This window comes from Zhengella sedimenti (assembly GCF_046506625.1).
In the GTDB taxonomy this organism is placed as follows: Bacteria; Pseudomonadota; Alphaproteobacteria; order Rhizobiales; family Rhizobiaceae; genus Zhengella; species Zhengella sedimenti.
This window is the reverse complement of record NZ_JBKFFP010000001.1, coordinates 709,201-729,546: the sequence shown is the minus strand read 5'-3', so window position 1 is coordinate 729,546 and position 20,346 is coordinate 709,201. Positions and strand designations below refer to the sequence as shown.

The window sequence follows — 20,346 nt, the reverse complement described above, 5'->3', positions numbered from 1 at the left end:
CCCTTTTCGTGTTTGCCTGCCCTAGTCGAGCAGCAGGCTGATGATGGGCGGCCAGATCAGCAGCACGGAGAGCGCCACGAGCTGGATCATGATGAACGGCAGGAAGCCCCGGAAGATGTCCGTCAGCGAGATATGGTCGGGGGCGACCGACTTGAGGTAGAAGGCGGCCGGACCGAAGGGCGGCGACAGGAAGCTGACCTGCATGTTCATGCAGAACACGACGCCGAACCAGATGGCCACATGCTTGGGATCGAGCGTTCCCAGGACGCCCAGTTCCGCCGGAGGCAGCTTCAGCACGATCGGCAGGAAGACCGGCATGATCAGCAGCACGATGCCCACCCAGTCCATGAACATGCCCATGATCAGGAAGATCAGCATCATGACGAGGATGATGCCCATGGTGGGCAGTTCCGCCGAGGTGATCAGGTTGGCCACGTAGGTCGGGCCGCCGACCAGCGTGTAGGCCGCCGCCAGGGCCGCCGCACCGATGGTCACCCAGATGATCGTGCCGGTGGACTTCAGCGTGCGCATCACGCTGTCCCACACGATTTCGAAGGTCATCTCGCGGCGGATGAGGCCGATCACGAAGACCGCGATCACGCCCATCCCTGCGGCCTCGGTGATGCCGGTGATGCCGCCATAGATGGAACCGAGCACGACGCCCACGACCACGATCGGCGCGACGAGGCCCTTGCCCATTTCCCATCCCCGCATGGATCGTTCGCGGCCGGCGACAAGGAAGACGATTCCCAGCGCGATGACGAGGGCGCCGATCAGCCACGGGAAATCCGACACCATGCCGAGCGGGATCGGATCGACGCCCTCGCGAATGGCATTCTCCCCGGTCAGGGTGAAGAACAGCGCGCGCAGCGAAAGGATGGCCGCCGCGCCTGCCGTCAGCAGGCTGACGAAGCCAAGGAACATGAGCGATTTTTCCTTGCCTTTCGGATCGTCGGGGTTGTCCGGCGGCAGCGGAGCCAAAGACGGGTTCAGGTTCGTGCGGATGATGATGTAGATGATGAAGAAGCTGGCCAGCATGAACCCCGGAATGAACGAGGCGGTGAACAGCGCCTTGATCGATGTCTCCGTGACCAGGCCATAGAAGATCAGCACGATGGATGGCGGGATCATGGTGCCGAGGCTCCCGGACGCGCAGATCGTGCCGATGGCGAGATTCTGGTTGTAGCCCAGGCGCAGCATCTGCGGCAGCGCGATCAGGCCGAGCAGGACCACTTCGCCGCCAATGATGCCCGACATCGCCGCCATGATCACCGCCATGATGGAGGTGACGATGGCAATGCCGCCGCGCGTGCGGCTGAGCCACTGGTTGAGCGAGGCATACATGTCGCGCGCGATGCCCGACCGCTCCAGAAGTGCTGCCATGAGGATGAACAGCGGCACCGATATGAGCACGTAATTCGTCATCTGGCGATAGACCGCCTGGGCAAGGACCGAGAAGGGACCCCGCCCGAAATCGCGGAACAGGATATCGGGACCGAATTTCATGATCAGCGTCATGGCCGCCAGGAAGGCGGAGGCAAAGCCCAGCGGCATGCCGAGCGCCAGCAGGACGAACATCGAAAGGAGTAGGATGAGCGAAAGCGTTCCGATATCGGACACCTTCATCCACGCAAGCAGGTCGACGAGTTCCATGGCGTGTCAGTCCTTGAGCGTCTTGCGGATGTTCTCGATCTCGACCTCGTCGATCTCGTCCATCGGTGAATGGTGCTCCGGCGCCTTGTTCCAGTCGGCAATGAGGTTCGACACGGCCTGGATGGTGACAAGGAGGATGATGAAGAGGATGGCCGGCTTGACCGTGGCCGGGATCGGCGGATCCCAGGCGGTGCCGAAGGTCTCGCCGCGCATCAGGCGCACCGACGCGTCGTTGTAGCCGCCCCAGATGAGCGTGAAGGTGAAACCGGCGATCAGCAGGACGGAGATGACATCGGCCGTCTTCCGCATCCAGCGCGGCATCAGGTCGTAGATGACGTAGATGCGGATGTGGCTGCGCTGCTGCATGGCATAGAGGCCGGCCAGCAGGAAAACGAAGCTGGCGATCCACAGCGAGAGCTCGTTGGCCCAGAGCGTCGGCGCCGTGAACACGTATCGCGCAACCACTTCGTAGAACATGGCGATGACGATGCACAGCGTGCCGACCATCGCAAGGCGCGAGCAGACGAGGGAAACAATGTCGAAAAAGCCTTCGGGCTCGCGCTCGATGGCGCCCCGGAAATCGGAAAGATAGATCGAGCCGAACAGGATCGTCGCAAACAGGCAGAACAGCATGGCCTGCACCGCCGGCTTGCCCTGCGGACGGATCATGTCATGCATCGCGACCGGCGTTTCGGAAACGAAATGCCCGAGCAGGAAATAGATGAACAGCAGCAGGGTTGCCGCGCCGAAGCCGAACGCAAGCCAGCGCATCGCCCCCCGCATGCCGCCCAGCCAAAGACTTTGCTTTTCCAAGGTTACCCTCCCCTGGCAACACCCGGCCAACGGGCCGTTCTGGAAAAAATGGCGAGCCCGGTTCCGGGCTCGCCACCAGTGTCAGGTCCGCTCAGGCGGCTGGCATCACTTCGCGATCAGGCCGAGCTGGGCGAGATATTCGCGGTGGCTCTTGACCAGCGCCGCCGCTTCCGGGCTCTTTTGCGCCCAGCCATCCCAGGCCTTCTGGGCCGCGGCGCGGAACGCGGCGCGATCCTCTTCCGACCAGGCATAGAGCGTCACGCCCTGCTCCTTGAGCGCGGCCGCGGCCTCGGCATTCTTCTTCTCGTTGGAGAGCGCCGTGTGCAGCGAAAGCTTCTGCATCGCGGTATCCATGATCCGGCGCTGTGCTTCGGACATGCCGTCCCAGACATCCTTGTTGCAGGCCAGGTGATCCGACGGCATGGAATGGAAGCCCGGATAGGTGGCGTGCTTCACGATGTCGTAGATGCCCAGACCGACATTGTTGGCCAGGCCCGAGGCGTCGGTGCCGTCGATGATGCCGGATTCAAGCGCGGTGAAGATTTCGGTGAAATCCATCACGATCGGCGTTGAGCCGAGTTCGGCGAAGATTTCGGTCTCCAGTCCCGGAGGCGAACGGAACTTCCAGCCCTTCAGGTCCTCCGGGCCGGCAAGCGGCTTGGACGAGGACAGGGACTCCTGGCCATAAATCCACCAGCCGACCAGGTGCATGCCGTTGGCATGGTAGAGTTCCTGCGCGGCGTCATAGCCACCGCCGTAATAGAGCCAGGAAAGCTGCTGGTAGGGCGTGTCATAGCCGCCCATGATGTCGCCGACGAACTGGAACGCGGCGTTCTTGCCGGTCTGGTAGGCGCCGCCCGTCATGTCGCAATCGAGGATGCCGTTGATCGCGGCGTCGAAGGTTTCGGTGGTCGCCACGACGGACGAGGAATAGAACATCTCGATCTGGATCGAGCCGTTCGACATGGTCTGGACGTCATCGGCGAACTGCGCCGCCAGCTTGCCCGAGGGATGCTCGGACGCATAATGCGTCTGGATGCGCAGCGTGACCGGCTCGTCCTGGGCAAAAGCGGAGCCGGCAGCGGCGAGCGTGGCTGCGGCGGTCATCGCCAGAAGCGATTTCTTCAATGTCATGGATGTTCCTCCCGTTGGCCGGAGCAGCCCTCCGCCGCCCCGCGTCAAACTCACTGCCACGACCTCCCGCGGCGTCAGCGACATTACATTCGTCACCTTGCGTGAACAACCCTTTTTCTCCAAGTTCGGAAAAATTTTGAAATTCATTGCAGTTCACAAAAATATTGGATAGCTTTCGATCCGCGGCCGCGAATACCGGCGGGACGCAACGGGCCGGCCTTGTCCGGCACGGCGTGCACCGCCGGAACCGCGCGGACGTTGCGGGAGGAAATGGCATGGCGAATGAAGAAGGCATGACGGCCCAGGCCGTCTACCGCTCATTGAAGACGCGCGTGATGGCCGGCGAGTTCCGGGCCGGCGACAGGCTTCGTCCCGACGTGCTGAAGGAATCCTACGGCATCAGCGCCAGCGCCATGCGCGAGATCCTGCTTCGCCTGGCCCACGAACACCTGATCACCCAGGAGGAGCAGCGCGGATTTCATGTTCCCGTCGCCTCCGAGAAGCGCCTGACGGAACTGATGAACCTGCGCATCCTGCTCGAATGCGAGGGCGCCCGCCTGTCGATCAAGCACGGCGACCTGGAATGGGAGGCGCGCCTCAACGCCGCGCATCACAAGCTTGCCCACATCGAGGCAAAGATGCGCGCTGCCGCCGACATCATCGAGTTCGTGCCGATCTGGACGCGCATCGACTGGGAATTCCACGACACGCTCCTGTCCGCCTGTCCGTCCGACACATTGCGTTCCGTGCACCGCAACATTTACGAACAGTTCCGCCAGCAGGTCGTCGCCGAACTGGAATCGGCCGGCTTCCGCGAGGCAACCGTGCCCGAGCACGAGGCAATCCTCGTGGCGGCCATCCGCCGCGACGTCGACGCCTGCAAGGCCGCCATCCACGCGCATCTGCAAACCTATCGCGAAGACCTTTTCGACAAGAAGTCCGCCTGAAAGCCGCGGGACACCGGGCAGGAGGCCGGTATCGATGACATCCGATCTCTTTGACCTGTCAGGCCTCAAGGCGCTCGTCACAGGCTCCAGCATGGGCATAGGCCTTGCATTGGCCAGGGGCCTTTCTGCGCATGGCGCGGCGGTCGTGGTCAACGGCCGCAACCGCGACCGCGCGCAAGCCGCGGCCGACGAGATCCGCGCGGCAGGCGGGCAGGCCACCGTATCCTGCTTCGATGTGACCGATGCCGGCGCGGTCAACGCCGCCGTCGCCGAAATCGAGGCAGGGGGGCCTGTGTCGATCCTCGTCAACAATGCCGGCATGCAGTTCCGCACGCCGCTTGAGGATTTTCCCGACGAGAAGTGGGACGAACTCTTCCGCACCAATGTCACCAGCGCCTATCTGGTCGGCAAGGCGGTGGCGCGCGGCATGATCGCCCGGCGCGCCGGCAAGATCATCAACATTGCCTCGGTGCAAAGCGAACTGGCCCGGCCCGGCATCGCCCCCTATACCGCCACCAAGGGCGCCATCCGCAACCTGACGCGCGGCATGGCGACCGACTGGGCGCGCCACAACATCCAGGTCAACGCCATCGCGCCGGGCTATTTCAAGACACCGCTCAACAAGGCACTCTACGAGGATGCCGACTTCTCCGCCTGGCTGGAGAAGCGCACCCCCGCAGGACGCTGGGGCGAAGTCGGCGAACTCGTCGCCGCCGCGGTCTTTCTCGCCGGAAAGGGCTCTTCCTTCGTCAACGGCCATACGCTCTACGTCGATGGCGGCATCACCGCCTCCATCTGACCCCGGAAAAGGACACAGGGAAGAAGTACATGACGAAGCCGCAGATTGCATTCCTGGGAACGGGCCTGATGGGCGGGCCGATGGCCGCCAACCTGCTGAAGGCCGGTTTTCCGGTGACCGCCTGGAACCGCACGCCGGCCAAGGCCGAGGCGCTGGTGGCTGCCGGCGCGCATGTCGCCGCCTCCCCGCGGGAGGCCGTGCGCAATGCCGATTACGTCATCTTCATGCTCTCAGACGGCAAGGCCGTTGGCGAAATGCTGTTCGACAATGGCGTCGCGGCCGCCATGAAGCCGGGCGCCGTGGTCCTCGACATGAGCTCCATCAAGCCCTCCGAGGCCCGCGACCATGCCGCGCGGCTGGAAGCCATGGGACTTAACCATGTCGATGCGCCGGTCTCCGGCGGGACTAGGGGCGCGGAGGGGGCCACGCTTGCCATCATGGCCGGCGGCGCGGAAGATGTCATTGAAGCCGCGCGCCCGGTCTTTCAGGCCATGGGACGGCCGGTCCGTGTCGGTCCGCACGGCGCCGGGCAATTGTCCAAGCTGGCAAACCAGGCGATCGTCGCGGTGACCATCGGCGTGGTCGCCGAAGCCATGCTCCTGGCAGAGAAGGGCGGCGCCGATCCCGCCGCCATCCGCCAGGCATTGAAGGGCGGTTTTGCCGATTCGGTCATCCTGCAGCAGCACGGCGAACGCATGACGACGGGTAATTTCACGCCCGGCGGTCCGTCGAAATTCCAGTTGAAGGACATTGACAACGCGCAGGAGGAGGCTGCCCGCTGCGGCCTGACATTGCCCTTGACCACCCAGATGCAGGAGCGGTTCAAACGCTTCGTCGAAGACCTCGACGGTGCTGACAAGGACCATTCCGGCATCTACCTGGAACTGCTCGACACCAACGGCCTGAACTGACAATCCGGAGAAACCGCAATGAAGATCCTGATCATCGGCGGCGCCGGAATGGTGGGCCAGAAACTCGCCCGCGCGATCGCGGCGGGCGGAATGGGCGAAACCGCCGTCACCGCCATGACCTTGCACGACATCGCCCCCGCCCGGCCCGTCGAGGCGGACTTTCCCGTCGCCGTCGAAACCGGCAATTTCGCCGATGCGGCCGAATGCGTGCGCCTCGCCAGGGCCCGGCCCGACATCGTCTTCCACCTCGCCGCCATCGTCTCCGGCGACGCGGAACAGAATTTCCGGAAGGGGTGGGACATCAACGCGCGCGGCTCCTGGCACCTGCTGGAAGCCCTGCGCGCCGAGCACGAGGCCAGCGGCGGCAGCTACCGGCCGCGGGTCGTCTTCACCTCATCCATCGCCGTCTTCGGCCCGCCCTTCCCCGAAAGGATCGGCGACGATTTCCTCTGCGCGCCGCAAACCTCCTATGGCGCGCAGAAGGCCATGACCGAACTGCTGGTGGCCGACTATGCCCGCAAGGGCTTCATCGATGGCCTGTCGATCCGGCTGCCGACCATCTGCGTGCGTCCCGGCAAGCCGAACCTCGCCGCCTCGTCCTTCTTCTCGGGCATCATCCGCGAGCCGCTCAACGGCAAGGAAGCGATCCTGCCGGTCGATGACGACGTGCGTCATTGGCATGCCTCGCCCCGCGCCGCCGCCGGCTTCCTTGTCCACGCCGCCACCCTGGACACCGGCAGGCTGGAAGGCCGGCGAAGCCTGAACATGCCCGGCGTGTCCTGTACGGTCGCCGAACAGATCGAGGCGCTGCGCACCGTTGCCGGCGATACCCCTGTGGCACTGATCCGCCGCCAGCCGGACGAGACGATCCGCAGGATCGTGGCCGGCTGGCCGCGCGACTTCGATCCGGCCCGCGCGCTGGCGCTTGGCTTCAGGGCCGAAGGCAGCTTCGAGGAGATCATCCGGATCTATGTCGAGGACGACCTGGAAAGGCCGGAAGCCTGACACTGCCGGGAATGGATGGCGCAAGCCGAATTGCAAGGGACGCGTGAAACGATGGGCAACAGACTGAGACTTGAAGGCAAGAGGGCGCTGGCGACCGCTGCCGGCCAGGGGATCGGGCGGGCCACCGCCGTCGCCATGGCCGACGAGGGCGCCAGGGTTTTCGCCACCGACATCAACGAGACGGCGCTGGCGGATCTGGCCGCGCTGGGCCACCCGAACATCGAGACTTTCGTGCTCGACGCGCGCTCGGATGATTCCGTCGCGCAAGGCGTGAAACGGGCCGACCCCGACATCCTGTTCAACTGCGCGGGCTTCGTCCATCACGGCACGATCCTCGATTCCACCGACGAGGAATGGGATTTCGCCTTCGACCTGAACGTGCGCTCCATGTACCGCACCATCCGCGCAGCGCTTCCGGCCATGCTGGAACGCGGATCGGGTTCCATCGTCAACATCGCCTCCGTGGCCTCCTCGGTGACGGCTGCGCCCAACCGCTTCATCTACGGCACCACCAAGGCGGCCGTGATCGGCCTGACCAAGTCGGTCGCCCAGGATTTCGTGACGAAGGGCGTGCGCTGCAACGCCATCTGTCCTGGGACCGTCGAAAGCCCCTCGCTGCATGACCGGCTGCGCGCCACCGGAGACTACGAGGCAGCCATGGCGGCCTTCATCGCCCGCCAGCCCATGGGGCGGATCGGCAGGCCCGAGGAGATCGCGGCCCTTGCCGTCTACCTTGCTTCAGACGAAAGTGCGTTCACCACGGGGCAGGCCTGCGTGATCGACGGCGGCTGGTCCATCTGACCGCCTGCCATCCAACTGCCGACTGCCCCTGACCGAAGAGACCCGATCATGACGAAGAAAAAAGACCCCGCCAGCCTGCGTTCCCGGCAATGGTTCAACAATCCCGACGACGCGGAAATGACCGCGCTCTACCTCGAGCGCTATCTCAACTACGGCCTGACGCTTGAGGAACTCAAGGGCAGCAAGCCGATCATCGGCATTGCCCAGACCGGTTCCGATCTGTCGCCCTGCAACCGCCATCATATCGAACTGACAAAGCGCCTGCGCGACGGCATCATCGCCGCTGGCGGCACGCCGATGGAAATCCCGGTCCATCCGATCCAGGAGACCGGCAAGCGGCCAACCGCCATGCTCGACCGCAACCTGGCCTACCTGTCGCTGGTGGAATCGCTGTTCGGCTACCCGATCGACGGCGTGGTTCTGAACATCGGCTGCGACAAGACCACGCCCGCCCTGCTGATGGCCGCGGCCACGGTCAATATCCCGGCCATCGCCTTTTCCGTCGGTCCCATGCTCAACGGCTGGTATCGCGGCGAGCGCACGGGTTCCGGCACCATCGTCTGGAAGGCACGCGAACTCCACGCCGCCGGCTTGATCGACGATGCCGGCTTTGCCGAACTGGTCGCCTCCTCCGCGCCGTCCACCGGCTATTGCAACACGATGGGCACGGCCACGACGATGAATTCGCTGGCCGAGGCGCTCGGCATGCAGATGCCGGGTTCGGCGGCCATCCCCGCGCCCTACCGCGAGCGCGGCCAGATGGCCTACGAGACGGGCCGGCGCATCGTCGACATGGTGCACGAGGACCTCAAGCCCTCGCAGATCATGACGCGCGAGGCCTTCGAGAACGCCATCGTCGTCAACTCCGCCATCGGCGGCTCGACCAATGCGCCCATCCACCTCAACGCCATCGCCCGCCATCTCGGCGTGCCGCTCGCCAATGACGACTGGCAGAAGCTCGGCCACGACATTCCGCTCATCGTCAACCTCCAGCCGGCCGGCGAATATCTCGGCGAGGATTACCACCGCGCCGGCGGCGTTCCGGCTGTCGTCAACGAACTGCTGAAGGCCGGCCTCCTGCCGCACCCCGACGCCATCACCGCGAACGGCAAGACCATGGCCGAGAACTGCTCCGGCCGCGAGATCGTCAACACTGATGTCATCAAGCCCATCGGCGAGCCGATGAAGAAGAGCGCCGGCTTCATCAACCTGAAGGGCAACCTCTTCGACAGCGCCATCATGAAGACCTCGGTCATCTCGGAGGAATTCCGCAAGCGTTATCTCTCCAACCCGGACGACCCGGAGGCCTTCGAGGGCCGCGCCGTCGTCTTCGACGGGCCGGAGGATTTCCACAAGCGCATCGACGATCCATCCCTCGACATCGACGAGCACTGCATCCTGTTCATGCGCGGTGCCGGGCCGATCGGCTATCCGGGCGGGGCGGAAGTGGTGAACATGCGCCCGCCCGCCTACCTCATCAAGAAGGGTGTCTCGTCGCTGGCCTGCGTCGGCGACGGACGCCAGTCGGGCACATCCGGTTCGCCTTCCATCCTGAACGCCTCGCCGGAGGCAGCCGCCGGCGGCGGGCTTGCGCTGCTGAAAACCGGCGACCGCGTGCGCATCGACCTGAGGAAATGCACAGCCGACATGCTGGTATCCGACGAGGAGTTGTCGGCCCGGCGCAAGGCCCTCGACGACCGGGGCGGCTTCCCGGTCCCCGAGAGCCAGTCCCCCTGGCAGCAGATCTTCCGCGAAAAGGTGCAACCCTTCGCCGAGGGCATGACGCTGAAGGACGCCGACACTTATCGTGACATCGGCAACCGCCATGTCCCACGCAACAACCATTGACCCGAAAGACCACAAGGATAGTTCATGAAACTCGTTCGTTACGGCAATCCCGGCGCGGAAAAGCCCGGCCTGATCGACGCCGAAGGCGCGTTGCGCGACCTGTCGGCCCATGTGGCCGACATCACCGGCGCCACCATTTCCGACGAGAGCCTTGCGCGTCTCGCCGCGCTCGACACCGCTTCGCTGCCGAAGGTGGAAGGCAATCCGCGCATCGGCCCCTGCGTCGGCCAGATCGGCAAGTTCATGTGCATCGGCCTGAACTTCTCCGACCACGCCGCCGAAACTGGCGCCGCCATCCCCGAACATCCGATCCTGTTCATGAAGGCCAATTCCGCCATTGTCGGCCCCAATGACGACGTGGTGATGCCGCGCGGCTCCACCCATACCGACTGGGAGGTTGAACTGGGTGTCATCATCGGCAAGACCGCGAAATACGTAACCGAAGCCGAGGCGCTGGACCACGTCGCCGGCTATTGCGTGATCAATGACGTCTCCGAACGCCGCTACCAGACCCAGCTCACCGGCCAGTGGACCAAGGGCAAGTCCTGCGACACCTTCGGCCCCACCGGCCCGTGGCTGGTCACCCGCGACGAGGTGTGCGATCCGCAGAACCTGGAGATGTGGCTGGACGTCAACGGCAAGCGGATGCAGAACGGCAATACCGCGACGCAGATCTTCAGCGTGGCGCAGGTCATCGCGCATCTGTCCACCCTGTTCACGCTGCATCCGGGCGACGTCATTTCCACCGGCACGCCGCCCGGCGTCGGCATGGGCATCAAGCCGGAACCCGTCTACCTCAAGGAAGGCGACGTGATGGAGCTCGGCATCGAGAAACTCGGCAGCCAGCGCCAGACCGTCAGGGCGGACGCGTGACCGCAAACCGCTACGACTTTTCCGGCGAGGTGGCCGTCATCACCGGCGGGGCGCAGGGCATCGGCCTTGCGACCGCCCGGCGCATGATCGAGGGTGGCGCCCGCGTGCGCCTGTGGGACATCGACGCGGCCATGCTGGAAAAGGCGGAGGCGGCCCTGGGTGCAGCCTGCTCCACCGCCGTGGTCGACATCACCGATGCCGCAGCCTGCAAGGCCGCGGCGGCCGCCACGGCGGGCGACCTCGGCAAGCTGTCCATCCTGGTCAACTCGGCGGGCATCGCCGGTCTCAACGACCCGGTTGAAACCTATCCGGAGGAAGAGTGGCTCCGGATCATCAACCTGAACCTGAACGGCACCTTCTTCACCAACAAGGCGGTGGTTCCGCACCTGAAGGCCAACGGTTACGGCCGCATCGTCAACGTGGCATCGATCGCCGGCAAGGAAGGCAATCCCAACGGCGCGGCCTATTCGGCCTCGAAGGCCGGGGTGATCGGCTTCACCAAGTCGCTCGGCAAGGAACTGGCCGGCCACGACATAGCGGTCAACTGCATCACCCCGGCGGCGGCGCGCACCCGCATCTTCGACCAGATGAAGCCCGAGTTCATCGACATGATGCTCTCGAAGATACCGCGCGGCCGCTTCGTCGAGGTGGACGAGATCGCGGCCATGATCTGCTTCATGGCCAGCCGCGACAATGCATTCACCACCGCCGGCGTGTTCGACATTTCCGGAGGCAGGGCAACCTACTGAACGCCGGACCCTGTGCAAAGAAAGGCATACAGACATGAAACCCGATCTCCTGCTCGTCGGCGGCACGACGCCGCGCACCATGGCCGCACTCGAAGACCGTTTCACGGTCCACAAGGCCAATGACGTGGCCGACTGGGACGCCTTTCTGGCGGACAAGGGCAAAAGCATCGCCGCCGTGGCCACCAACGGCCATGACGGGCTGAAGCCGGAAATCATGGCGAAACTGCCGAACCTGAAAGTCGTTTCCTGTTTCGGCGTCGGCTATGACGCCATCGACGCGAAGGCCGCGGCCGAACGCGGCATCCTGGTCACGCACACGCCGAACGTGCTCAACAACGACGTCGCCAACACGGCCATCCTGCTCATGCTGGCGGTCTCCCGCCGCCTCGTGCGCGACGATGCCTATGTGCGCGCCGGCAAGTGGAGCGGCTTCGGCGCCGCGCCGCTCACAACCTCCATCGAAGGCAAAAAGGTCGGCATCCTCGGTCTCGGCCGTATCGGCGAGACCATCGCGCGCAAGCTGGAGGCCGGTTTCGGCTGCCAGATCAGCTATCACAGCCGCAACCCGAAGGATGTATCCTGGCGCTATTGCGCCGACCTCGTCGAAATGGCCCGCGACGTGGATTACCTCGTCGTCATCACACCGGGCGGTGCAGCCACGAACAAGCTGGTCAATCGCGACGTCATCGAGGCGCTCGGACCGGAAGGCACGCTCATCAATGTCGCCCGCGGCAGCGTCGTCGACGAGAAGGAAATGGTCGATGCCCTGCTCGATGGCCGGCTTGGCGCCGCCGGTCTCGACGTCTTCGAGAACGAGCCCAACGTGCCCGAGGCCCTGTTCCCGCTCGAAAACGTGGTCCTCCTGCCCCATGTCGGCAGTGCCACGGTGGAGACGCGCCGGGCCATGGGCGACCTGACGGTGGAAAACCTTGTCCGCTACTTCGATGAAGGCACCGTGACGACCCCTGTGCCCGAATGCGCCCACCTGGTGAAAAAGGGGTGACGCGTGGCCGCCCATGGCGCCTTTCCGGACGCATTGCGCGCGGCCTTTGACGACCGGACACTGGCCATCGGCCCGGATGTTCCGGACCGCAACAGGCATGACTGGAGCGGCCTTTCGCATGTCACGCCACTCGCACTGATCCGCCCCGCGAGCACCGCCGATGTGTCGCGGGCCATGCGAATCTGCCACGAACATGGCATGGCCGTGGTTCCGCAGGGCGGTCTGACCGGCCTGTGCGGCGGCGCGCGGCCGGTCGAGGGCGCCGTCGCCCTGTCGCTGGAACGCATGGCGGCCATCGAGGACATCGACCCGGACGGCGGCACCATGACCGTGCAGGCCGGCGTTCCGCTGGAGCGCGTCCAGGAGGCCGCCGCCGCGCAGGACCTGTACATGCCGCTCGATCTCGGTGCGCGCGGTTCCTGCACCATCGGCGGCAACATCGCCACCAATGCCGGCGGAAACCGCGTCATCCGTTACGGCATGATGCGCGACCTTGTCCTGGGAATCGAGGCGGTACTGGCCGACGGGACGGTCGTCACCAGCCTCAATCGCATGATCAAGAACAATGCGGGCTATGACCTGAAACAGCTTTTCGTCGGCTCGGAAGGCACGCTGGGGATCGTGACGCGTGCCGTCCTTCGCCTTTCGCCGATGCCTGCCTTTTCAACCGCCGCCGTCTGCGCGCTCGACAGCTATGATGGCGTTCTGGCGCTGCTTCGCGATGCACGGCGCGCGCTCGGCCCCATGCTGTCGGCCTTCGAGGTCATGTGGGCCGATTACTGGGACCTCGTGTCAACCACACCCGGCCTGCGCATGCCGATAGCGCCCGGCCACGCCTTCCATGTCCTGATCGAGGTGCAGGGCACCGATGAAAGCCTCGACCGCGCCAGGTTCGACACCTTCCTCGAAGCACGCGCCGAATCCGGCCTGCTGGCCGATGCCGCCGTCGCCCGGTCGCAGGCGGACGTGGCCGATTTCTGGGCGGTGCGTGACGCCGTCTCCGAATTCGCCCGGACCTTCGGGCCGCATGTCGCCTTCGACATCGGCCTGCCGCTCGCCCGCATGGACGAATTCGCCATCGCCTGCCGCACCGCCCTGTCCGGAACGCTCACTGACGCCCACGCGCTCTTCTACGGCCATGTCGGCGACGGCAACCTGCACATCGTCGTCCGCGACAGGTCCGCGCACGAACAGCCCAAGCAGGTGATCGCGGAGACGGTCTACGCGCTTGTCGGCAAGTTTGGCGGCACCATTTCAGCCGAACACGGGATCGGCCTTTCAAAGAAACCCTGGCTGGGCCAGACCCGCGCGCGCGCCGAGCTTGAAACCATGGCCCGCATCAAGGCCGCGCTCGACCCGCGCGGCCTGCTCAATCCGGGCAAGGTATTGTGAATGAACGCCATGGGGACGGACACAATGAACGCCTTCCTGTCGATCGGCGAATGCATGCTGGAGTTCTCAAGGCGACCGGACGGCGCATGGGCCCTCGGCTATGCCGGCGACACGCTGAACACGGCCTGGTATTTCCGCGCCCTGGCGCCACGGGCAAGCTGGGAGACCCGCTATTTCACGCGGCTGGGACATGACGCCCATTCCGGCGGAATTCTCGCTTTCCTTCAGGAAAACGGGATCGGCACCGAGCACATCGCCCGCGATCCCGAGCGCCAGCCCGGTCTCTACCTGATCGATACGAAGGACGGCGAGCGCGCCTTCACCTATTGGCGGTCCCAGTCGGCGGCCCGGCTTCTGGCCGATGACGAGATCGCGCTGGAGACGGCCATCGGCGAGGCCGCCATCGTCTATTTCTCCGGCATCACGCTGGCAATCCTCGCGCCGGACCGCCGGGCGGCGCTGATCGCCATGGCGCAGGCCGCCCGTGCAGCCGGAAAGCTGACCGTGTTCGATCCGAACATCCGGCCCCGCCTCTGGGAAACATCCGAAGCGATGCGCGAGGCGATCATGGCGGCAGCTGGCGCTTGTGCCATCGTCCTGCCGAGCTTCGACGACGAGAAGACGGTGTTCGGCGATGACTCGCTTGCCGCCTGCGCGGCGCGCTACCGGAAGGCCGGCGCCGAAACCGTCCTGGTGAAGAACGGCGGCGGCGACATGCTCCTTGCCGGGCCGGATGGCGCGCAGGACATTGACCGGCTGGAGCGCGTCGTCCCCGTCGATACCACCGGCGCGGGCGATTCCTTCAATGGCGCCTGGCTGGCCGCCCGCGCTGCCGGACAAGGCCCGGCGGAAGCGGCCCGTTTCGCCCATTCGGTCTCGGCCCGCGTCATTCGCCACCCCGGCGCGCTCATGCCGCAGGCAGCGCTCGCGGACATCGCCTTCACGGCCTGAACTCGCGGCGCACCTCCGGCCGGTTCAGTCCTCGTGGATCGGCTCGGCGGTGAAGGCACCGCCTTGGTAGCGGGCGAGCGGATCGTCCCGATCAGGCGCCGGCCCGGCGGCCTCCACTGCCGCGCGGAACTTTTCCGAGGAATCGCGCGGTTTCCAGCCGAGATGGCTGACGCGGGCATTGTCCCACCAGACCGTGTCGTTGTCCGAAACCCCGTAGATGACCGGGCAGCCCAGGCGCGGCACCGTCAGGCAGCGCTCGATCAGGCGTGCAAAATCACCAGCACTGAACCATGTGGACAGCATCCGCCGGTCTTTCACGTCCGGAAAGCAGGACCCGATGCGCACGATGGCGGTCTCGATGCCGAACTTGTCGTGATACATCGACGCAAGCGCCTCGCCGAAGCATTTCGACACGCCATAGAGGCTGTCGGGACGAAGCGGGGCGCAATTGTCCAGGAATTCGTCCTGGCTGTGGAAGCCGACCACATGATTGGAACTGGCAAAGATAATGCGCGGGCCACCATGCACCCGTGCCGCTTCATAAAGATGGAACACGCCGTCGATATTGGCCGGGCGGATCCTCGCCCACGATTGCTCGGTCGAAATGCCGCCCAGATGGACGATGGCGTCGCAGCCCTTCACCATGGCCGAGACCGCCGCCGCGTTCGCGAGATCGCAGGTCACCGCCTCCTCGCCATCCCCGGCATCCGTGACCGGGACGATGTCGGACAAACGGAGTTGATGCGCCAATGGCCTGATCAGCGGACGCAACTGGCGGCCGACGCCGCCCGCCGCGCCCGTGATGAGAATCCGGTTGAGCATGTCGGTCTCCTTCTGGGCAGGAACTGGTTCCGGCGGGTGCGTTCAGGCAGGGCAAAACCTCGCAGGAAGGGCAAGGCCCCGCAGGCACGATCCGTGGGGACCCTAAACTTGTCGTATATATTGTCAATACGTAGGATATTTTCAGACAGGCGATTGACAAATCCTCCGGCTTGCCGGTTCCTGCAGACATGGAACCGAAGACAGCCGGATCGACCGGAACGGAAAGCGCGGGGCGGCGCGGCAACCTCGTGCTGATCCTTGCCCGGACGCTGCGCGATGCCATCAGGCGTGGCGACTTCGCCATCGGCGAGAGAATGCCGAGCGAAGCCGAATTGACCGCGCTGCATGGCGTATCCCGCACCGTGGTGCGCGAGGCAATCGCGGCGCTGCGGCTGGAAGGCGTGGTGGAAGCGCGCCAGGGCGCGGGCGTCTTCGTGATCGCCAACCCGGCCGGCGCCGCCGCGCCCTTCCGCGATGTCGATCCGGACAAGCTCTCCAGCATCCTGGAAATCCTCGAACTTCGTGCGGCCGTGGAGATCGAGGCCGCCGGTCTGGCCGCGCTGCGCCATTCGCCGGCCCAGGAAGAGGACCTCTACCGGAAGCTGGACGACATCGACGCACGCATGGCCGCCGGTGAACCGGCCAGCGAGGCGGATTTCGCCTTTCATCTCTCCATCGCCGAGGCCACCAGCAACCCGCGCTTCCGCCAGTTCCTGGAAATGCTCGGCAGCGAGGCCATCCCGCGCCGCCGGCTGGAGCCCGGCCGGAGCGAGCCGGCCGATGCGGCCTATCTCGCCATGCTGCAATCCGAACACCGGCAGGTCGCCGACGCCATTGCCGCCGGCGACGCCGAAGCCGCGCGCCATGCCATGCGCATCCACCTGCAAGGCAGCCAGAAGCGCTACCGCCGCATGCTTCGTGAGGCGTGAAACTTGTCATACAAGTTGATTGACAGACGCGACCCCGTTCCTATGATGGCCGTCACGCCAGAACCCACGGGACACGCAACGACATGACACCACAAGAACTGAAGGTGGCGCTGGGCGCCGGCCTGCTTTCCTTTCCCGTCACCGCCTTTGACGCGGACGGCGCCTTCAACGAGGCCGCCTACCGCGCCCATGTCGAATGGTTGTCGGGCTTCGGCGCCGCTGTCCTGTTCGCTGCCGGCGGAACCGGGGAATTCTTCTCGCTGGCGCCGGACGAGATCCCGGCCGTCATTTCCGCCGCCAAGGCGTCCGCGGGCAGGACGCCGATTGTCGCGGGCTGCGGCTATGGCACCGAGATCGCCGTCTCCATCGCGCGCGCGGCCGAGAAGGCCGGCGCCGACGGCATCCTGCTGCTGCCGCACTATCTCGTCGGCGCGCCGCAGGAAGGCCTCTACCGGCACGTGAAGCGCGTCTGCCAGTCCACCGGCATCGGCGTCATGGTCTACAACCGCGACAATTCCATCCTCAAGGCCGATACGCTGGCACGCCTGTGCGAGGAGTGCCCCAATCTGGTCGGCTTCAAGGACGGGTCGGGCGACATCGGACTGGTGCGCCAGATCACCGCGACCATGGGCGGCCGCCTGACCTATCTGGGCGGCATGCCGACGGCCGAACTGTTCGCCGAGGCCTATCTGGGTGCCGGCTTCACCACCTATTCCTCCGCCGTCTTCAATTTCGTTCCGGCCCTCGCCATAGAGTTCTACCGGGCGCTGCGGGCCGGCGAACGGGAGCGCACCGAACAGATCCTCAAGGAATTCTTCTATCCCTTCATGGCCATTCGCGACCGCCAGACCGGTTATGCGGTTTCCGCCATCAAGGCCGGCGTCCGCCTTGCCGGTTTCGATGCCGGGCCCGTGCGCCCGCCGCTGACCGACCTGACCCGCGAGGAAGAAGCCATGCTTGCCGCACTCATCGAGAAAGCAGCCACCATCTGAAGGCCGGACCCATGAAGATCGCCGAGGTTCACACCCACATTCTCGATCACAGGCTGGAGACAGCCTTCGAAAGCGCTTCCATGCGATTCGACCGCCGTCAGCACATCCTGGTCGAGATCGTCTGCGACGACGGCACCGTGGGTTGGGGCGAATGCCTGGGCCCGGCCCTGCCCAATGCGGCGGTGGTGAAAGCCTATGCCGCCCGGCTGATCGGCCGCAATCCGCTCGACACCGAGATCCTCTGGCAGGAACTCTACAACCTGTTCCGCGACCAGGGCCAGCGCGGCCTTGCGGTCACGGCCCTTTCGGGCATCGACGTGGCGCTGTGGGACATCAAGGGAAAACACTTCGGCGTGCCTGTCTCGGTGCTGCTCGGCGGGCGGCTGCGCGAAAGCGTGCGCGCCTATGCCACCGGTTCCTTCCGCCGCGACGGCGTTGACCGTGTCGCCGACAACGCCGCCGAATGCGCCGCCCATGTGAAGGCGGGCTTCCACGCGGTGAAGATCAAGATCGGCTTTGACCCGGCGCAGGACCTGGAGGTCATTGCCGCGGTGCGCGAGGCGATCGGCCCCGAGACGCGCCTGATGATCGACGCCAATCACGGCTATGACGTTCTGGAAGCGATCCGCGTCGGCCAGGCAGCCGCGCAATTCGGCATCGACTGGTTCGAGGAACCCGTCATTCCCGAACAACTCGGCGCCTATCGCGCCGTGCGCGCCGGCCAGCCCATTGCCATCGCCGGTGGCGAGACCTGGCATGGCCGCTTCGGCTTCCGCGAGCCACTGGAGACCCGCTGCATCGACATCGCCCAGCCGGATCTCTGCGGCACCGGCGGATTCACCGAGATGCGCCGCATCGCCGACATGGCCGCCCTGTACGGCGTGCGCCTGGTGCCCCATGTCTGGGGCACGGTCGTGCAGATCGCCGCCAGCCTGCAGTTCATGGCAGCCCTCCTGCCCGATCCCCCGCGCCGCGAGCCCATCGAACCGATACTCGAATTCGACCGCACGCCGAACCCCTTCCGCCAGGCCATCGCGAAGACGCCCATCGAACATGACAACGGCATCGTGCGCATTCCCGACGGTCCCGGTCTCGGCATCGAGATCGACCGCGATGTGCTGGCGGAATTCGCATTGACGGCGGACTGACACGCCCTGACGCCCCATGCCGCTGTCTGCGTTACGGAAAATGGCGGCATGCGGACCGCCGCCCGGTCACGTCTCGGACCTGTCCTCGGGGATGACGGAAAAGGAACCGTCGGTTTCCAGGATGACGGCTGCGACACCGGCAAGGTCCTGTTGTCCTGCCCTGCGCACCACCGTTTCCAGTTCCTCTTTCGTCACCCGGGCCTTGCGCAAGGCCCCCGGAACCGGCTCGCCATGACGAAGCAGAAGCGACGGTTCGGAACGGACAGCACGCGCAAAGGCACGGGATCGCACCGACAGGGCTGTCACCAGGTACTGGAGCGCTATGAGAAGGAGAAGGGCCGTCACACCCTCGGCGAGTGCCACCTTCTCGCTGAGCAGGACAGTGGCCAGGGTTGAACCGATCGCGACGGTGACCACCAGGTCGAATGCATTCAGCTTGGCAAGCGTCCGCTTGCCCGACACGCGCAATGAAACGACCAGGAATAGGTAGGCCAGGGTTCCGACGACGATGGTGCGGACGATGCCGCTCCAGCTTTGGAAGAACATGTCCGCCCAGGCCATGATCGCTCCTCTTCGACACATATACGGACAGATGACCAAGGCCCGGTTTCGCGGGGGCGCGCGCGCCGCCACCTCGGCGATTGTCAGATCATTCGGGTGGTGGCGTATCGGCCTTTACCGCGCCGCGCTTACCCATTGGCATGCCGGGGCCAACCGTCGTGTCATACCGGGTCTTAAGTTCGGCCTTGGCGTTGATGTCCGCGCACCCTGCGGATTGTTCGGATTGCGGTTCTTGGTTGTCATGGGAAATTCTCTCCAGTCAGGCGAGGAAACTGAGTACGGCAAGGACGACAACCACGAGGCCGATCACGTAGATAACGGAATGCATGGGGGAACCCTTCTCATCGTATCTCCTGAATATTCCCGCCAACGAGAGGTGCGCAGGATATGTTCCGGACCGAACCGGCGGCATGATATGGAAAGCGCCGCATCCGCCCACTCATCGGATACGCAGCAATCCGACTGCGAAGGGCGGCAGACTTGAGGACGAAGGGCAGTGACGGCAGGGCCGGCCACTGCCTGCCCTGTCAGGGATTGATCGCGACGGACCGGACGCGCTGGCCGACGGCCCGGCACGTGCCGAACAGCTCGGCACGGCCCTCCGGGTTGACCCGGTAGCGGCCCAGCGCCTCCACGATGCCGGTCACCTCGTCGGCCGTCCCGATGCGCAGCACGAAGCGGAAACCGGACTGGCGCGTGATGGCGTCCTCGATACAGCCGATCACATGCTCGCGGTCGTCGGGATGATAGCAGCGGATCACCTGGATCATGTCGACAGGACCCGGTTTCGGTTCCAGCCCATGCAGGCGATACATGTCCTCGCTCCAGTAGGTCAGGCCGTTCTCGATATCGAGCCGCCACACGCCGAACGGTTCGAACAGGGCCAGGACATCCAGCAGGTTTGCCGCCGCAAGCCCGATCGCTTCAGGGGATTGCGCCGCCCGTCTCGCGGATCTGATCTCGACCTTGAAGGCTCCGGTTTCCTCGCTGGGCGGCTCGGTCGACATCGCTGCGC

Annotated in this window: 20 protein-coding genes; 14 read left to right on the top strand and 6 right to left on the bottom strand. The window is 65.2% G+C overall.

The window, feature by feature from the left end; genetic code table 11:
• Positions 1-21 precede the first annotated feature (21 nt).
• From ACLB6G_RS03655 to ACLB6G_RS03645, 3 genes are all read right to left on the bottom strand, one after another.
• Positions 22-1,653, bottom strand: a complete 1,632-nt coding sequence (locus ACLB6G_RS03655) for a TRAP transporter large permease (RefSeq protein ID WP_410354745.1) — start codon at positions 1,651-1,653, stop codon at positions 22-24.
• Positions 1,654-1,659: 6 nt separating this feature from the next.
• Positions 1,660-2,466: a TRAP transporter small permease subunit gene (locus ACLB6G_RS03650; protein ID WP_410354744.1), complete on the bottom strand. Its 807-nt coding sequence runs from the start codon at positions 2,464-2,466 to the stop codon at positions 1,660-1,662.
• A 105-nt stretch (positions 2,467-2,571) separates the two neighbouring features.
• On the bottom strand, positions 2,572-3,600 hold the full coding sequence (locus tag ACLB6G_RS03645; RefSeq protein ID WP_410354743.1) for a TRAP transporter substrate-binding protein: 1,029 nt from the start codon (positions 3,598-3,600) through the stop codon (positions 2,572-2,574).
• A 275-nt stretch (positions 3,601-3,875) separates the two neighbouring features.
• On the opposite strand from ACLB6G_RS03645, the gene ACLB6G_RS03640 reads away from it, so the two are divergent.
• The 11 genes from ACLB6G_RS03640 to ACLB6G_RS03590 are packed head-to-tail and all read left to right on the top strand — an operon-like array spanning position 3,876 to position 14,879.
• The gene (locus ACLB6G_RS03640; protein ID WP_410354742.1) at positions 3,876-4,547 is read left to right on the top strand and encodes a GntR family transcriptional regulator; all 672 of its coding nucleotides are present in this window, start codon (positions 3,876-3,878) and stop codon (positions 4,545-4,547) included.
• 34 nt (positions 4,548-4,581) lie between these two features.
• A complete protein-coding gene (locus ACLB6G_RS03635; RefSeq protein WP_410354741.1) occupies positions 4,582-5,346 on the top strand; it encodes an SDR family oxidoreductase in 765 nt (254 codons plus the stop codon).
• Positions 5,343-6,257, top strand: coding sequence for an NAD(P)-dependent oxidoreductase (locus ACLB6G_RS03630; protein ID WP_410355162.1), 915 nt, complete (start codon positions 5,343-5,345; stop codon positions 6,255-6,257). The genes ACLB6G_RS03635 and ACLB6G_RS03630 overlap by 4 nt, the downstream gene beginning before the upstream one ends.
• An 18-nt stretch (positions 6,258-6,275) precedes the next feature.
• Positions 6,276-7,262, top strand: a complete 987-nt coding sequence (gene denD / locus ACLB6G_RS03625; RefSeq protein ID WP_410354740.1) for a D-erythronate dehydrogenase — start codon at positions 6,276-6,278, stop codon at positions 7,260-7,262.
• A 51-nt stretch (positions 7,263-7,313) separates the two neighbouring features.
• Entirely contained in the window at positions 7,314-8,063 is a 750-nt protein-coding gene (locus tag ACLB6G_RS03620) for an SDR family oxidoreductase (RefSeq protein WP_410354739.1), read from the top strand.
• A 48-nt stretch (positions 8,064-8,111) separates the two neighbouring features.
• On the top strand, positions 8,112-9,911 hold the full coding sequence (locus ACLB6G_RS03615) for an IlvD/Edd family dehydratase (protein ID WP_410354738.1): 1,800 nt from the start codon (positions 8,112-8,114) through the stop codon (positions 9,909-9,911).
• 24 nt (positions 9,912-9,935) lie between these two features.
• The gene (locus tag ACLB6G_RS03610; protein ID WP_410354737.1) at positions 9,936-10,784 is read left to right on the top strand and encodes a fumarylacetoacetate hydrolase family protein; all 849 of its coding nucleotides are present in this window, start codon (positions 9,936-9,938) and stop codon (positions 10,782-10,784) included.
• The gene (locus ACLB6G_RS03605; protein WP_410354736.1) at positions 10,781-11,533 is read left to right on the top strand and encodes an SDR family NAD(P)-dependent oxidoreductase; all 753 of its coding nucleotides are present in this window, start codon (positions 10,781-10,783) and stop codon (positions 11,531-11,533) included. The genes ACLB6G_RS03610 and ACLB6G_RS03605 overlap by 4 nt, the downstream gene beginning before the upstream one ends.
• Positions 11,534-11,567: 34 nt before the next feature.
• Entirely contained in the window at positions 11,568-12,536 is a 969-nt protein-coding gene (locus ACLB6G_RS03600; protein ID WP_410354735.1) for a 2-hydroxyacid dehydrogenase, read from the top strand.
• Between the two features lie 3 nt (positions 12,537-12,539).
• On the top strand, positions 12,540-13,928 hold the full coding sequence (locus ACLB6G_RS03595; RefSeq protein WP_410354734.1) for an FAD-binding oxidoreductase: 1,389 nt from the start codon (positions 12,540-12,542) through the stop codon (positions 13,926-13,928).
• A gap of 9 nt (positions 13,929-13,937) precedes the next feature.
• A complete protein-coding gene (locus ACLB6G_RS03590; protein WP_410354733.1) occupies positions 13,938-14,879 on the top strand; it encodes a sugar kinase in 942 nt (313 codons plus the stop codon).
• A 24-nt stretch (positions 14,880-14,903) separates the two neighbouring features.
• Here ACLB6G_RS03590 and ACLB6G_RS03585 read toward each other — a convergent pair whose 3' ends face one another.
• Complete coding sequence (locus tag ACLB6G_RS03585; protein ID WP_410354732.1) at positions 14,904-15,701, bottom strand: NAD-dependent epimerase/dehydratase family protein; 798 nt, start codon at positions 15,699-15,701, stop codon at positions 14,904-14,906.
• A 188-nt stretch (positions 15,702-15,889) separates the two neighbouring features.
• Between ACLB6G_RS03585 and ACLB6G_RS03580 the strand changes: the two genes are divergently transcribed.
• From ACLB6G_RS03580 to ACLB6G_RS03570, 3 genes are all read left to right on the top strand, one after another.
• On the top strand, positions 15,890-16,630 hold the full coding sequence (locus ACLB6G_RS03580) for a FadR/GntR family transcriptional regulator (protein WP_410354731.1): 741 nt from the start codon (positions 15,890-15,892) through the stop codon (positions 16,628-16,630).
• A gap of 83 nt (positions 16,631-16,713) precedes the next feature.
• Complete coding sequence (gene kdgD / locus ACLB6G_RS03575; RefSeq protein ID WP_410354730.1) at positions 16,714-17,622, top strand: 5-dehydro-4-deoxyglucarate dehydratase; 909 nt, start codon at positions 16,714-16,716, stop codon at positions 17,620-17,622.
• A gap of 11 nt (positions 17,623-17,633) precedes the next feature.
• On the top strand, positions 17,634-18,770 hold the full coding sequence (locus ACLB6G_RS03570) for a mandelate racemase/muconate lactonizing enzyme family protein (protein ID WP_410354729.1): 1,137 nt from the start codon (positions 17,634-17,636) through the stop codon (positions 18,768-18,770).
• A 66-nt stretch (positions 18,771-18,836) separates the two neighbouring features.
• Here the strand turns inward: ACLB6G_RS03570 and ACLB6G_RS03565 are convergent, their stop codons facing one another.
• Positions 18,837-19,331 carry a DUF421 domain-containing protein gene (locus ACLB6G_RS03565; RefSeq protein ID WP_410354728.1) on the bottom strand — a complete coding sequence of 165 codons (495 nt, stop codon included), beginning with the start codon at positions 19,329-19,331 and terminating at the stop codon, positions 18,837-18,839.
• Positions 19,332-19,858: 527 nt separating this feature from the next.
• Positions 19,859-20,338, bottom strand: coding sequence for a PAS domain-containing protein (locus ACLB6G_RS03560; RefSeq protein ID WP_410354727.1), 480 nt, complete (start codon positions 20,336-20,338; stop codon positions 19,859-19,861).
• Between the last annotated feature and the right edge of the window lie 8 nt (positions 20,339-20,346).